A 14055-nucleotide genomic window follows, 5' to 3' on the forward strand; every position below is an offset into this window, starting at 1 on the left:
CTACGCGGAACCGTTGCCGCCGGGCGTGATCAGGCCGGTCTCGTAGGCGATCACAACGGCCTGGGCCCGGTCGCGCAGCCGCAGCTTGGCCAGGATCCGGGCGACGTGGGTCTTCACGGTCGCCTCGCTGAGCTGCAGCCGCGCGGCGAGCTCGGCGTTGCTGAGCCCCCCGGCCAGGAGCTCGAGGACCTCCAGCTCGCGCGGCGTGAGCGAGGACAGGTCGCGGTGCAGCGTCGCGACCCGCTCGTCGCGCGCGGCAAAACGCTCGACGAGCCGCCGGGTGATCGCCGGCGCGAGCAGCGCGTCGCCGGAGCGCACCAGGCGGACCGCGGCGACCAGCTGCTCCGGCGTGACGTCCTTGAGCAGGAAGCCGCTCGCCCCGGCGCGGAGCGCCGCGTACACGTACCGGTCGAGGTCGAACGTCGTCAGGATGAGCACCTTGGGCGCGCCCGGGTCGCCGGGGTCGGCCAGGATCCGCCGGGTCGCCTCCAGTCCGTCGACCTCGGGCATCCGGATGTCCATGAGGACGACGTCGGGCCGGGTCCGGCGGACCGCGTCGACGGCCGCGGCGCCGTCGGCCACGGAGGCCACGACCTCGATCCCGTCGGCGGCCAGGATCATCCCGAACCCGCTGCGCACCAGCGCCTGGTCGTCGGCGACGACCACCCGCAGGGGCTCGGTCACGACCCGGCCACCGGCAGGACGGCGCGGACGCGGTAGCCGCCGGTGAGCCGAGGCCCTGCCTCGAGCGTTCCCCCGAGCACCGCGAGTCGCTCCCGCAGGCCGATCAGCCCGCGGCCGTTCCCGGGACCGACCCCGAGGGCGGGCGCCCCGCCGGTGTCGGCGACCTCGACCAGGACGGCGTCGGGCGCGTGCTCGACGGTGATCCGCACGCGCGCTCCCGCGGCGTGCCGCACGGCGTTGGTCAGCCCCTCCTGGACCACCCGGTACGCGGCCAGGTCGACGCCCGCCGGGATCGGGGCCGGCGTGCCGGTGACGGTCAGCTCGACCGGCACCCCGGTGCCGCGGACGCGGCTGACCAGCGCCGGCAGCTGCCCGAGGCCCGGTTGCGGGGCGAGCCGGTCGTCGTCCGGCTCGTCACCGGCCGTGGTCAGCAGGTCCATGACGTGCCGGAGCTCCGCCAGGGCCGCGCGACCGCCGGCCTCCACGGCCAGCAGCGCCTCGCGGGCCTGACCCGGCTCCGCGTCCATCACCTTCCGGGCGGCGCCGGCCTGGATCACCATCACGCTGACGTTGTGGGTGACCACGTCGTGCAGTTCCCGGGCGATCCGGGCCCGTTCGTCCTCGACGGCGATCCGGGTCGCCGTCTGCTGCTGCGCCTCGAGCCGGCCGACCCGCTGCTTCCACGTGTGGATGGAGTTGGCCCCGAGGCCGATCGCGAGGATCAGCAGGAACGGGACGTACCCGGCCGTGACGTCCGGGACGTTGTCGTCGTGCAGCACCGCGATCAGCGCGGCCCCGATCGCCACGCTCCCCACCGCCAGCAGCCGGTAGGGGCTGTACATCGCGGCGCTGTACGCGGCGACCAGGCAGGCGGCGAAGGTGAACAGCTTCGTGTCGTCGTCGACCACCCGGACGTGGAACAGCAGCGACGCGGAGAGGACCAGCCAGAACGCGGCGAGCGGGTAGCGCCGGCGCACCGCCAGGGGCAGCCCGCAGAGCACCGCGAGCACCAGCTCCCAGGGGTGGACGACGATGGGCGGCAGGACGAACGGATCGCCGCCAGGCCCGGGCACGAGGAGATCGCCCTCGGGCGGTAGCGGCGCCATCGGGTCGATCAGCTGGGGACCGCGGACCCGGACCAGGCAGCGCACGAGGAGCGCGGCCGCGAAGAAGGCGCCGAGGAACACGTCGGCGGTCCAGGCCCACCGGGACAGCGGGACCGGACCCGTGCCGCGCAGCAGTGCCGCCCGGGCGGCGTGCACCCGGTCCGCGATCACCGCTCCCGTCACCGGGTCAGTGTGGCAAGCAGTCGTCGTCCCGGACATCACCCGCGCGACCCACCCGCCTGCACCGTCGGCCTACATCCCAGGGATGACGGGCTGGTCGGTCCGCCCGTCGCGGTAGCCGATCCCGCTCTCGCGGCCGACGCGCTCCGCGGCGGCCCGCTCCTAGCGTCGGCGCGCACTCGACCGAGCCGACCCGAGGAGCAGCCGTGAGCGCACCGATCATCGACCTCCGCGAGGTGAGCAAGACCTACGACGGCGCCCGGCCGTCGCTCGACGCGCTCTCGCTGAGCATCGAGCCCGGGGAGGCGGTCGCCGTCCTCGGGCCCTCGGGCAGCGGGAAGTCGACCCTGCTGAACCTGATCGCCGGGCTGGACCGGCCCACCACGGGCACGGTCACCGTCGACGGCGAGCGGGTGGACCGCCTCGGCGAGGCGGCCTCGGCGCGGTTCCGCCGGGCCCGCGTCGGCATGGTCTTCCAGTTCTTCAACCTGCTGGAGGACCTCACCGTCACCGACAACGTGCTGCTCCCGGCACAGCTGGCCGGGGTGCCGCGGAGGCAGGCCGCCGCCCGGGCGGCCGAGCTGCTGACCGCCCTCGGCATCGAGCGGCACGCCCGCGCCCACCCCGGACGGCTCTCGGGCGGCGAGCGCCAGCGCGTCGCGATCGCCCGCGCGCTGGTGAACCGACCGGCGCTGCTGCTGGCCGACGAACCGACCGGCGCCCTGGACACGGCGTCGGGGCGTGACGTGCAGGCCCTGCTGACCGACCTCAACCGGGAGGGTCAGACGATCGTGCTGGTCACCCACGACGTCGCGCTCGCCGAGGCCTGCGCGACCCGCACCGTCGAGCTGCTCGACGGCCGGGTCACCCGCGACGTCCTGCGCGGCCTGGCGGCGACGCGATGAGCGCGCTGGGGCGGGTCGTCCGCGCCGGCGTCGGCCGGCGGCGCGTGCAGACCCTGGTCACGGTCGTGACGACGCTGATCTCGGTGACCGCCGCGATCCTGGCCGCCGGGTTGCTGGTCGCCTCCTCCTCGCCGTTCGACTCCGCCTTCGCCCGCCGGCACGGGGCGCACCTGGCCGCGCAGTTCGACGCGACGGCGGTGTCCGCGGAGCAGCTGCGGGCCACGGACCAGGTGGCCGGCGTGACCGCGGTGGCCGGCCCCTTCCCCACCGCGACGGTGGACGCCCGCGCCGGCGAGGGCTCGGCCCACGTGCCGGCCGGCCTGGACCTGGGACCGATGACGCTGGTCGGGCGCGCCGACCCCGACGGGGCGGTCGACGAGCTCACGCTCGTGGCGGGGGCGTGGCCCACCGAGGCCGGTCAGGTGGTCATCAGCGCGGAGGCCCCGTTCCCGGCCGACGTGGGCGACACCGTCGTGCTGCCCGACCTGCCGGGGAGCCCGACCCTGGAGGTGGTCGGGGTCGCCCGGTCGGTGACGGGGACCGCCGACGCGTGGGCCACACCGGAGCAGGTCGCCGCGCTGTCCGGCGCCCGGTCCGGCTACCAGGTGCTGTACCGCTTCGCCCGCGCCGCGACCGCCGCCCAGCTCGACGCGGACCGGAGCCGGATCGCCGCGGCCGTGCCAACCGGGGCGCTGACCGGGTCGCGGTCCTACCTCGCCGTCCGGCAGCTCGCCGTGGCGAACACCGCGGCGTTCGTGCCGTTCCTCGTCGCCTTCGGGATCCTGGGACTGCTCCTGTCGGTCCTCATCGTGGGCGTCGTGGTCGGCGGATCGGTCGGCGCGGCCACCCGGCGGATCGGCGTCCTCAAGTCCCTCGGTTTCACCCCCGCGCAGGTGGCCCGCGCCTACACCGCCCAGGCCCTGGTGCCCGCAGCCGTCGGCATCGTCCTCGGCGTCGTCCTGGGCAACCTGCTCGCGGTCCCGGTGCTGCACGGCGCCGACACGATCGCCGGCGCTCCGGTGGTCGCCATCCCGGCCTGGATCGACGTGGCCGTCGCGGCCGGTGCCCTCGTGGCCGTGGCCGGCGTGGCGCTCGTGCCCGCGCTGCGGGCCGGCCGGCTGCGCACCGTCGAGGCGATCGCCGCCGGCCGCACCACGGGTGGCGGGCACGTGCGCGGCGGGTTCACCGCCCGGTGGCCGCTCCCCCGCATGATCACCCTGGGCCTCGCCGTCCCGATCGCCCGGCCGGGTCGTGCCGTGGCGACCGCCCTGGCCGTCGTCCTGGGCGCCGCGGCCGTCACCTTCGCCGTCGGGCTGACCCGCAGCCTGGACGCCGTCCAGGCAGGTCGCGATCCCGACTCCTCCGGGGCGGTCGTGGTGACCGGCGCCGGCGGACCGGCGGGATCGATCGCCGTGCCCGCCCCCGGCCAGGGCACCCCCGTCGCGTTCGACGCGGCTGCCGTGGAGAAGGCGATCGCGGCGCACCCCGGCACCCGCCGCTCCTACGGGACCGCGGAGCAGCGCCTGCAGGTCTCCGGCATCGCGGGGACGACGACCGTGCTCGCCTACTCCGGCGACTCGTCCTGGGCGACGCACCAGATGATCGCCGGCCGCTGGCTCGACGGGCCCGGGGAGGCCGTCGTCCCCACCCGGCTGCTCACCGCGGCGGGGGCCGACGTCGGGGACACCCTCACGCTCACCGACGAGCAGGGCCGCAGCACCACGGTGCGCATCGTGGGCGAGGTCTTCGAGCTCAGCCACGACGGCATGGACCTGTTCACCGAGGCGTCCACGTTCACCGCCCTGGGCCTGGACGGTTCACCCGGCCGGTTCACCGTCGACCTCGACCCGGGCACCGACGTCGAGACGTACGTGAACTCGCTGCAGGACGTCGTGGACCCGCTCGGCGCCGGGGCCATGAGCAACCCGGCCGGCGGATCGGACGTCCTGGCCGCGATGACCACCCTGGTCGCGACGTTCACCGTGCTGCTGGTCGTGGTGGCCGCGCTGGGGGTGTTCAACGTCGTCCTGCTCGACACCCGCGAACGGGCCCACGACCTCGGCGTGCTCAAGGCGCTGGGCATGACGCCCCGGCAGACCGTCGGGATGGTGCTCACCACGGTGACCGCGATCGGGCTGCTGGCCGGCGTCGTCGGCGTCCCGGCCGGGCTGGCGCTGCACCACTGGGTGGTCCCGCGCATGGGCGCCGTCGCCGACACGAGCCTGCCCACCGAGGACATCGCGGTCTACACCGCGCCGCTCCTGGCCCTGCTGGTCCTGGGCGGGCTGGTCCTCGCGGTGGCCGGTGCGCTGGCGCCGGCGAGCTGGGCGGCCGGGAACCGGGCGCAGGTCGCCCTGCGCACGGAGTGACGCTCAGCCGAGGCGGCGCTCCCAGTCGCGCCCGTGGGGCACGAGGACGGCGGTCCGCACGTCGTCGTCCTCGCGCTCCAGCCGCACCTCCAGGTGCTCCTCGGCGAGCTGCTCGACCAGCCCCTGGCCCCACTCCACCACGGTCACCGACTCGTCGGTCGAGGCGTCGAGGTCGAGGTCATCGACGTCGGCGACGCTGCCCAGCCGGTAGGCGTCGACGTGCACCAGCGGCAGCCGGCCGCCGGTGTGCACGCGGGCGATGACGAAGGTCGGGGAGGTCACCGGCTCACGGACGCCGAGCCCCAGCCCGATGCCCTGGGTGAGCGCGGTCTTGCCGGCGCCGAGCGGGCCGACGAGGACCACGAGGTCGCCGGCCTGCAGCAGCTCGGCGAGCTCCACGCCCAGGGCGCGGGTGTCCTCGGGGGTGGGCAGGGTGTGCTCGAGCTTCACGGCAGGCTCCGGGCGACGGCGGTGAGGTCTTCCAGCAGGCCGGCACGGGGGGCGCCGTTGGGGCCGAACCGGATCGCGGCGGACGGGTGGTAGGTGGCCCACACCGGACGGCCGTCCACCTCGTGCGGCGCCCCGCGGACGGCCGACAGCACGGTGCGCGGCCCGAGGAACCACTTGGCGGCCGAGAGCCCCAGGGCCACGACGACCGGCGGGTCGAGCAGGTCCAGCTGCCGTCGCAGCCAGCCGCTGCACCGCGCGACCTCGGAGGACTTCGGCGTCCGGTTGCCCGGCGGCCGGCACTTCACCACGTTGAGCACGGCTCCCTGGGCCCGGTCCAGGCCGACCTCCGCCAGCAGCAGGTTCAGCAGCTCCCCGGACTTCCCGACGAACGGGCGGCCGGTCGCGTCCTCCTGCGCTCCGGGCGCCTCCCCCACCAGCACGAACCGCGGCCGCCCGGTCGCCGGGACGTCACCGACGACGACGTGCCGCCGGGCGGCGGCCAGCTCCGGGCAGGCGCGGCAGGGTCGTGCCGCGGCGGCCAGCGTCTCCCAGTCGGACGCCGACGCGGCGGTGCGCGCGACCTCCTCGGCGGCCGCGTCGAGGCGCGGCGGACGGGGTGCGGCCACGCCAGCACCCTAGGTGCTCACTCGAAGCGGGCGGTCTCCGGATCGGTGATCCGCCGCAGCACGGGCAGCGTCGAGGCCAGCACCGCCAGCGCGATCAGCAGCCCCGCCGCGACCACCACGTAGTAGACGGCGTCCGGCGGGTGCAGCGTGTAGCCCAGCTGGGAGCGCAGGAACAGCCCGGCGGCGAGGAACCCGATCCCGGTGGCCGTCGCCGCACCGACCAGCAGCGGGACGGCGCTCTCCAGGACGACCACGCGCCGCAGGGTGCGCAGCCGCGCACCGGTCAGCCGGAGCAGCGCGAACGGCCGCCGCCGGTCGTTGAGCCCGGCGACGACGCTCACCGCGAGGGTGCAGCCGGCGATCGGCAGGCTGGCCAGGACGACGACCTCGGCCAGCTGCCGGAACTGCTCGTTCTGCCGGGCGCGGCCCGCGTTCGACTCGGCGACCGTCTCGGGCGCGAAGCCCGGTCGGGGGTCCGGCAGCCCGGTCTCGAGCACGGTGCGGGCCCGCTCGATCGCCGCGGCCGAACCGTCGGTGACCACGGCGACGGACAGCACGGGCAACGCAGCCAGCTCGGCGGCGTCGAGATCGGTCTCCGGCCAGGCGTTCGGCGCGAAGCGGGAGCCGGCGACGCCGGGTTCGATCCGCACCGCGGTGGCGCCGGCCGGGCAGTTGCCGAGGGCTGGGACCCCGGCGAGGTCGGCGCACGTGACGCCGCCCGAGGGCAGCTGCTCGGTGAACGACACGGCGCGGATCGGCACCACGGCGCGCACTCCCGGGATCGCCTGCAGGTCGGCGAGGACCTGGTCCGGCACGTCGGCGACGGGAGCGGACGGCACGCGGCCGGAGAAGTCGACGAGGTCGTCGAGCAGGGTCGCCCGGCCCGCCGCGGTCTCGCTCGGCGCGGCCTCGTAGGCGTTGATCGTGGTGATGATGCCGACCGAGACGCTGCCGACGAACAGCGCGAGGACCAGCCCGCTGATCGCCCGGAACCCGGCCCGCGGGTCGTCGCCGAGGCGGCGCCCGGCCAGCAGGGCGGCCGGCCGGTCGGCCCGGCGGGCCATCACCCGGGAGCCGAGAAGCGTCAGCCACGGACCGGCGACGACCAGCCCGGCCATCACGATCAGGATGCCCGCGGTGAAGGCGTAGATCTGGCCCTGCGTGGTCGCCGGGCGGCCGACGACCACGAACCAGGTCAGCTCGGCGAGGGCGGCCAGCAGCGGCAGCAGGCGCCAGGCGCGCGGCGGCGGCGGGGTGACCCGGCGGGAGACCCCGAGCGGGGAGACGGTGACGCGGCGCAGCGCGAGCCGGGCGACCACCGCCGCGGCCACCGGGACCCCCAGCGCGACGAGCAGCACGTCGGTCGCGTCCAGGGCCAGGTCGCTCACGAAGAACGGGGCGCCGGTGAACGGGATCGGCGCGATCACCGGCCGCAGCGCGACGAACAGCCCGAAGCCGGCGGCCACGCCGAGCACCGCGGCGACCGTCGACTCGACCGTGGCGATCGCCGCCACCTGCCGTGGAGTGGCTCCGACCAGGCGCAGCGCGGCGAACCGCTGCTCGCGGCGGGCGGCCGACAGGCGGGTCGCCGTCCCGATGAAGATCAGCACCGGGAACAGCAGGGCGGCGGCCACCACCGAGAGCACCAGCGCGATGCCGTTGGCGTCGATGCCGATGGCGAAGCAGGGGCCGTTGCACTCGTCCGGCGTCGTGGTGCTGATGCCCGGCACCTTCGTGACGCCGGGCTCCTGCGACAGCTCCGCGGCCGAGTGCCCGATCACGACCAGCAGCGTGTCGGGCGCCGGCAACCCGGCCGGGCCGATCGTGCCGGCCGGCCGGCCGGGATAGCGGTCGCCGAGCTGGTCGGCAGCGGTCGCGCGCAGCAGGTCGGCCATCGCCGGGGAGGCGTAGTACTCGCCCGGTGCGGGCAGCCGTGACAGGCCGGGCGGGACGTCGGAGCGCGGCCCGGTGGCCGCGACGTCGACCCGCCCGATCTGCTCGCCGTGGAACGAGTCGGCGGTCAGCCGCCACCACAGCGGGTCGCCGCCGGTCGAGGGCGTCGCGCCCGCCGCGCCGGTCTCCAGCCAGCCGAAGCGGTCGTTCTGCGCGTTGACCGCGTGGATGCCGGCCAGCGTGGTCAGCAGGAGGGCGACGCCGAGGGTGACGGCGACCGCGACCATCACCAGCCGGGTCGCGGCCTCGCGGCCGCCGGCGAGGGTCAGCCGCAGCCCGAAGCGGATCACGGCCGGCCGGCCGCGGGTGTCAGCGAGGTGACCAGACCGTCGCGGACGATGACCTCGCGGTCGGCGTACGCGGCGACCCGTGCCTCGTGGGTGACCAGGACGACGGTCGTGCCGCGCTCGCGGGCCGAGCCGACCAGCAGGTCCATGACCTGCTCGCCGGTCAGCGAGTCCAGCGCCCCGGTCGGCTCGTCGGCGAAGAGCACCTCGGGCTCGGCGACCAGGCCCCGGGCCAGGGCCACGCGCTGCGCCTGCCCGCCGGAGAGCTCGCCGGAACGGCGCTGCTCGAGGCCGGCGAGGTCGAGCCGGTCGAACCAGCCGCGGGCGCGGGTCAGCGCCTCCCGGCGGCGCACGCCGCCGAGCAGCAGCGGGAGCGCGACGTTCTCCTCGGCGGTCAGCTCGGGCACCAGCTGCCCGAACTGGAAGACGAAGCCGAACCGGTCGCGGCGCAGCGCGCTGCGCTCGGCCTCGGGCAGGTCGTCGATCCGCCGTCCGCCGACGAGGACCTCCCCGCCGTCCGGCACGAGGATCCCGGCCAGGCAGTGCAGCAGCGTGGACTTGCCGGAACCGCTCGGCCCCATCACGGCGAGGATCTCCCCGGGCGCGACGGTCACCGTCGCGCCGCGCAGCGCCGGGGTGCTGCCGAAGGAGAACCGGACGTCGCGGGCCTCGACCGCGGCGGTCACGACCGGACCTCCGTGCGGAGGGCGTCGAGGCGGGCGGCGGTCAGGTCGATCCAGCGCAGGTCGGCCTCGAGGTGGAACAGGCCGTGGTCGGCGAGCAGCGCGTCGACCATGCCGCCGCTGCGCTTGACCTCGGTGAGCTCGCGCATCCGCTGCAGGTGCGCCCCCCGCTGCGCGTCGAGGTAGGCCTGCGCGTCCCGCTCCAGCATCAGCGCGAGGACGACCTTGGCGAACAGCACCGTCTGCAGGTGCGGCTCGGCCTCGACCGGCTCGCGCAGCCACGCCTCGAACTCGGTGGCGCCGTCCTCGGTGATGACGTAGCGCTTCCGGTCCGGCCCCGCGCCCTGCTCGGTCTCGCCGACGACGACCTTGCCGTCACGGGCCAGCCGGCCGAGGGTCGAGTAGAGCTGACCGAACGGCAAGGGCCTGCCCCGGCCGAAGAAGGCGTCGTAGTCGCGCTTGAGGTCGTAGCCGTGCCGCGGTTCGCGCTCCAGCAGCCCGAGCAGGGTGAGGGGTACGCTCATGGCGGCACTATACCCTCGGTGTATACCTCGCGTACATACCTCGCCGGAAGGGCGCAGTCGGCGTCGAGGGCACGATCAGTGGACGGGGACGCCGGCCTCGGCGGCGGCCTTGCGCAGCAGGCGGCTCAGCGCCGCGGTGACCTCGTCGTGCTTCTCCAGCAGCACCATGTGCCCGGCGTCTGGGACGACGACGAACTCCGCGGCCGCCAGCCGCTCCACGATGAGCTCGCTGTGCTCCTTGGGGATCATCCGGTCCTCCTCGCCGGTGAGCACCAGCACGGGGATGCGGCGAAGGGGCTCCAGCGACCCGGTCTCGTCGAGGCCGGCCAGCGCTGGGTAGAACTCGGCGATCACGTCGACCGGGGTGCCCGCGATCATCGAGTCGACGTAGCGGCCCAGCCGCGGGTCGACGTCGGTCGAGGCGAACGACAGCCGCCAGGTCACCATCGAGACCAGGTCGGCGGCCCACCGCCGGGTGTTCTCGGCGAGGGCCGGACGACGGCGCATGGTCCACGCGGCCACCGGGAACACCGCCGCCCGCACGCGGGTGAGCAGCTCGGGCAGGCCGAAGTTCAGGTCGGCGAGGTTGCCGCTGGAGGTCGACAGCAGCGCGGCCGCCACCACGCGGTCTCCGAACAGCTCCGGGTGCAGCGCGGCCAGGCCCATGACCGTCATGCCGCCCATCGAGTGGCCGACGAGCACGACCGGCCCGCGCGGGGCGCGGTGCGCGATCACGGTCGCGAGGTCCTCGGCCAGCTGCTCGATGGTGGCGTGCTCGGCCGGGCCGCGGGCCGAGGAGCCGTGGCCGCGCTGGTCGTAGAAGACCAGCCGGGCGGTCGGCCGGGAGCCGTTGGCGGTGGCCAGTTCGGCCCCGAGCGCCTGCCGCTGGAACGTCCACGAGGCCATCGACAGCGTGTAGCCGTGCACGAAGACGACGGTCAGCGGCGCGTCGGTCGGGCCGACCTCCTCCACCGAGAGCAGCACGCCGTCGTCGGCCACGACCAGCGCCGTGCGGTCGGCGCGGCGCGCGGCCTGGCCGAGCGGGTCGTCCTCGCGGAGCTCCGCGCGGCTCTCGTCGACGTCCGGTGGAGGGGGGCCCAGCCGCCGGCGGGCGGCAACCCGGCTGACCGCGACGCCGACCGCGGTGCCGGCGGCGGCCAGGCCGACGACGGCACCGGCGATGCCGGCGGCCTGCCCCTTGGAGACGTGGTGCTTCTTCGCGTTCTGCGCCATCAGAGCGCCCCGGCCGAGCCGACGTAGCGCCGGGTGAACCGGCCGCCGATCCGGGTGACCAGCTCGTAGTGGATGGTGTCGACGGCGTCGGCCCAGTCCTGCGCGGTCGGCTCGCCGTCGCGGCCGGTCCCCCACAGGACGACGCGGTCGCCGGGGCGGATCGGGTCGTCGCCGACGTCCAGCACGAACTGGTCCATGCACACGCGGCCGGCGATCCGCCGGTGCGCCCCGGCCGCGAGCACCGGCGCGCGGTTGCCCGCGGCACGCGGCACCCCGTCGGCGTAACCGACCGGCACCAGCGCGAGCGTCGTCTCGGTGGTCGGCGAGTAGGTGTGGCCGTAGGAGACGCCGACGCCGGGCGGGACGCGCTTGGTCAGCGCGACCCGCGCCTCCACGGTCATCGCCGGCGTGAGCCCGTGGTCGGCGGCGTTGCCGCCGAGCGGGTCGAGCCCGTAGATCGCGACGCCGGGCCGGACCATGTCGTACCAGGTCTCGGGCAGCGCGACGGTGGCGGCGGAGTTGGCCAGGTGCCGCCGGGCGTCGGTCAGGCCGGCCGCTCGGGCGATGCCGACGGCCTCCTCGAAGACGGCGACCTGCCGGCCGATGGTCGGGTGCAGCGGCGCGTCGGCGTAGGCCATGTGGCTCCACAGGCCGACCACCTCGACCTCGCCGTCGGCCTGCGCGCGGGCCGCCGCGGCGACCAGGCCCGGCCACTCGGCCATGGTGGCGCCCTCGCGGGACAGGCCGGTGTCGACGAACAGGTGCAGGCGGGCGGTCCGGCCGGTCGAGCGGACGGCGGCGAGCAGCTCGTCGAGGCTCCACTCGGCGTTGACCGACACCTCGACGTCGGCGGACAGCGCCCCGGCGAAGTCCTCCCCCGGCCCGCTGATCCAGGCCAGCAGGGGCGCGCCGACCCCGCCGGCGCGCAGCGCGAGGGCCTCCTCGATCACCGCGACGCCGAGCATGTCGGCTCCGCCGGCGAGTGCGGCGCGGGCGGCGGGGAGCAGGCCGTGGCCGTAGCCGTCGGCCTTGACCACCGCCATCAGCGGACGGCCGACCTTCTCCCGCAGCACCGCGGTGTTGGCCGCGATGGCGTCGAGATCGACGACCACCTCGGCGCGGCTGCGTCCTTCGTTCACACGACAGAGTCTCCCAGCCCGCGCGCCGGAACCCCGCGCACCCGGGAGATCGCGTCGGGCAGGCGGCGGACGAGGTCGCCGGAGATCAGCGGTCCCCGCTCGGCGGCGAGCTGGCCGGTCCGGCCGTGCAGGTGGGCGCCGGCGGCGGCCGCCTCCGCGGCGGGCAGGTCGGTGGCCAGCAGCGCGCCGATGATCCCCGACAGGACGTCTCCGGTGCCCGCGGTGGCCAGCCAGGGGGTGCCGGTCGCGTTGACGAACGCGGCGCCGTCCGGGTCGGCGACGACGGTCGCGTCCCCCTTGAGCAGGACGACGGCGCCGAGGTCTGCCGCGAGCCGCCGGGCCGCGCCGATCCGGTCCTCGCCGACGTCGGACCCGAACCTGGCGAACTCCCGGTCGTGCGGGGTGAGCACGGTCGGCGCACTGCGCCGCCGGATCAGGTCCGGCTGCTCCGCGGCCATCGTCAGGCCGTCGGCGTCCACCAGCACCGGCAGGTCGGTGGCGAGCACCTCGGAGAGCACGCTGCGGGCGTCGTCGTCGGTGCCCATGCCGGGGCCGGCCACCCACGCCTGCACCCGGCCGGCGTCGGAGGGGCGGCCTTCGGTCACGATCGCTTCGGGCCACGCGGCGCGGACCCCGTCGGCCGCCGTCCCGGCGTAGCGGACCAGGCCCGGCCGGGTGCGCAGGGCGGCGCCGGTGCACAGCACGCCGGCGCCGGGGTAGGTGGCCGAGCCGGCGACGATCCCGATCACGCCCTGGGAGTACTTGTCGTCGTCCGACGACGGCGGGCGCAGCCGTGCGGCGACGTCGGCGTCGGTGAGCTGGTGCACCGACGCACGTGGCAGGTCGAGGCCGATGTCGACGAGGTGCACCGTGCCGGCGCAGCCGCGCCCGGCGCCGACGACGAGACCCGGCTTGACCGCCCCGAAGGTGACGGTGTGCTGCGCGGGGAAGGCGTTCCCCTCGACGACGCCCGTGTCGGCGTCGACGCCGCTGGGGAGGTCGACGGCGATCATCAGCCCCGGACCGCTCGCGGCCCGCTGGACCAGCGCAGCGGCGGCCGGGCGCAGGCCGCCGGACCCGCCGATGCCCACGATGCCGTCGAGCACCAGGTCGGCCCGGTCGAGGGAGTCGCCGTCCGTGGTCACGCGGCCCCCGGCCCGCCGGAGCGCGGCCAGCCCGGCCGGGTGCGCCTTGTCCGGCGACAGGAGGACGGCGGTGACCCGGGCGCCCCGGGCGGCCAGCGCGGCGCCGGCGAACAGCGCGTCGCCGCCGTTGTTGCCGGCGCCGACGAGCGCGGTGACCCGCACGCCGTAGGAGCGGTCGAGCAGCCTCAGGCAGACGGTCGCCAGACCGGTGGCCGCCCGATGCATGAGCGTCCCCTCGGGGGTGGCGGCGAGCAGCGGCTCCTCGGCGGCGCGGACCTCCGCGACCGTGTGCAGGCCGATCACTCGTCGGACCCGTGCGCCAGTCCCTCGGCGACGACCACCGCGGAGGCGATGCCGCCGTCGTGGCTCATCGAGAGGAACCAGGAGGTGACGCCGAGCTGCGCGGCCCGGCCGGCGACCGTGCCGCGGACCTCCAGGTGCGGGCGGCCGTGCTCGCCGACCATCACCTCGGCGTCGTGCCAGTGCAGGTCACCGGGCGCACCGAGCGCCTTGGCGACCGCCTCCTTGGCCGCGAACCGGGCCGCGAGGGACTCCCCCGTGCGCAGCGACCCGGACGGGGTGTGCTGCTCGGCGTCCGTGAACAGCCGGTCCCGCAGTCCGGGCGTGCGGATCAATGAGTCCGCGAAGCGCTGCACGGGCACGACGTCGATGCCCACCCCGATGATCACGGCCTCATCCTGCCGTGCCCCCGTGGTGAGCGCCTGGAACGGCTCCTTCGCAGGGTCCCGCCGCGAGCCTGCGAGCGGTGGG

Annotated in this window: 13 protein-coding genes; 2 read left to right on the forward strand and 11 right to left on the reverse strand. The window is 76.0% G+C overall.

The features are described from left to right. Both GGQ55_RS05190 and GGQ55_RS26725 read right to left on the reverse strand, forming a co-directional pair. The gene (locus GGQ55_RS05190) at positions 1 to 684 is read right to left on the reverse strand and encodes a response regulator (RefSeq protein ID WP_179715434.1); all 684 of its coding nucleotides are present in this window, start codon (positions 682 to 684) and stop codon (positions 1 to 3) included. After that, positions 681 to 1973 carry a sensor histidine kinase gene (locus GGQ55_RS26725; RefSeq protein WP_218859170.1) on the reverse strand — a complete coding sequence of 431 codons (1293 nt, stop codon included), beginning with the start codon at positions 1971 to 1973 and terminating at the stop codon, positions 681 to 683. The genes GGQ55_RS05190 and GGQ55_RS26725 overlap by 4 nt, the downstream gene beginning before the upstream one ends. A gap of 203 nt (positions 1974 to 2176) precedes the next feature. Here GGQ55_RS26725 and GGQ55_RS05200 point away from each other — a divergent pair, with 203 nt between their 5' ends. Then, the gene (locus GGQ55_RS05200; protein WP_179715436.1) at positions 2177 to 2875 is read left to right on the forward strand and encodes an ABC transporter ATP-binding protein; all 699 of its coding nucleotides are present in this window, start codon (positions 2177 to 2179) and stop codon (positions 2873 to 2875) included. Further along, on the forward strand, positions 2872 to 5244 hold the full coding sequence (locus GGQ55_RS05205) for an ABC transporter permease (RefSeq protein WP_179715437.1): 2373 nt from the start codon (positions 2872 to 2874) through the stop codon (positions 5242 to 5244). The genes GGQ55_RS05200 and GGQ55_RS05205 overlap by 4 nt, the downstream gene beginning before the upstream one ends. A gap of 3 nt (positions 5245 to 5247) precedes the next feature. On the opposite strand, the gene tsaE is transcribed toward GGQ55_RS05205, so the two are convergent. From tsaE to GGQ55_RS27580, 9 genes are all read right to left on the reverse strand, one after another. Then, positions 5248 to 5694: a tRNA (adenosine(37)-N6)-threonylcarbamoyltransferase complex ATPase subunit type 1 TsaE gene (gene tsaE, locus GGQ55_RS05210; protein ID WP_179715438.1), complete on the reverse strand. Its 447-nt coding sequence runs from the start codon at positions 5692 to 5694 to the stop codon at positions 5248 to 5250. Continuing rightward, complete coding sequence (locus GGQ55_RS05215; RefSeq protein WP_179715439.1) at positions 5691 to 6320, reverse strand: uracil-DNA glycosylase; 630 nt, start codon at positions 6318 to 6320, stop codon at positions 5691 to 5693. The genes tsaE and GGQ55_RS05215 overlap by 4 nt, the downstream gene beginning before the upstream one ends. A gap of 17 nt (positions 6321 to 6337) precedes the next feature. Next, complete coding sequence (locus tag GGQ55_RS05220) at positions 6338 to 8563, reverse strand: ABC transporter permease (RefSeq protein WP_179715440.1); 2226 nt, start codon at positions 8561 to 8563, stop codon at positions 6338 to 6340. Then, positions 8560 to 9246, reverse strand: coding sequence for an ABC transporter ATP-binding protein (locus GGQ55_RS05225; RefSeq protein ID WP_179715441.1), 687 nt, complete (start codon positions 9244 to 9246; stop codon positions 8560 to 8562). The genes GGQ55_RS05220 and GGQ55_RS05225 overlap by 4 nt, the downstream gene beginning before the upstream one ends. Continuing rightward, positions 9243 to 9767, reverse strand: a complete 525-nt coding sequence (locus GGQ55_RS05230) for a PadR family transcriptional regulator (protein ID WP_179715442.1) — start codon at positions 9765 to 9767, stop codon at positions 9243 to 9245. The genes GGQ55_RS05225 and GGQ55_RS05230 overlap by 4 nt, the downstream gene beginning before the upstream one ends. 75 nt (positions 9768 to 9842) lie before the next feature. Continuing rightward, positions 9843 to 11000, reverse strand: a complete 1158-nt coding sequence (locus tag GGQ55_RS05235) for an alpha/beta fold hydrolase (protein ID WP_179715443.1) — start codon at positions 10998 to 11000, stop codon at positions 9843 to 9845. Next, on the reverse strand, positions 11000 to 12139 hold the full coding sequence (gene alr / locus GGQ55_RS05240) for an alanine racemase (RefSeq protein ID WP_179715444.1): 1140 nt from the start codon (positions 12137 to 12139) through the stop codon (positions 11000 to 11002). Before alr ends, GGQ55_RS05235 begins: the two co-directional genes overlap by 1 nt. Beyond that, entirely contained in the window at positions 12136 to 13587 is a 1452-nt protein-coding gene (locus GGQ55_RS05245) for an NAD(P)H-hydrate dehydratase (protein ID WP_179715445.1), read from the reverse strand. The genes alr and GGQ55_RS05245 overlap by 4 nt, the downstream gene beginning before the upstream one ends. Beyond that, entirely contained in the window at positions 13584 to 13973 is a 390-nt protein-coding gene (locus tag GGQ55_RS27580) for a holo-ACP synthase (protein WP_179715446.1), read from the reverse strand. The genes GGQ55_RS05245 and GGQ55_RS27580 overlap by 4 nt, the downstream gene beginning before the upstream one ends. Between the last annotated feature and the right edge of the window lie 82 nt (positions 13974 to 14055).

This window comes from Petropleomorpha daqingensis (assembly GCF_013408985.1).
Classification (GTDB): Bacteria; Actinomycetota; Actinomycetes; order Mycobacteriales; family Geodermatophilaceae; genus Petropleomorpha; species Petropleomorpha daqingensis.

Bases quoted from the DNA above. Each gene is read 5' to 3' on its own strand.
- GGQ55_RS05230 (WP_179715442.1), bottom strand. From the start codon at position 9,767: ATGAGCGTACCCCTCACCCTGCTCGGGCTGCTGGAGCGCGAACCGCGG.
- GGQ55_RS05235 (WP_179715443.1), bottom strand. From the start codon at position 11,000: ATGGCGCAGAACGCGAAGAAGCACCACGTCTCCAAGGGGCAGGCCGCC.
- GGQ55_RS05205 (WP_179715437.1), top strand. From the start codon at position 2,872: ATGAGCGCGCTGGGGCGGGTCGTCCGCGCCGGCGTCGGCCGGCGGCGC.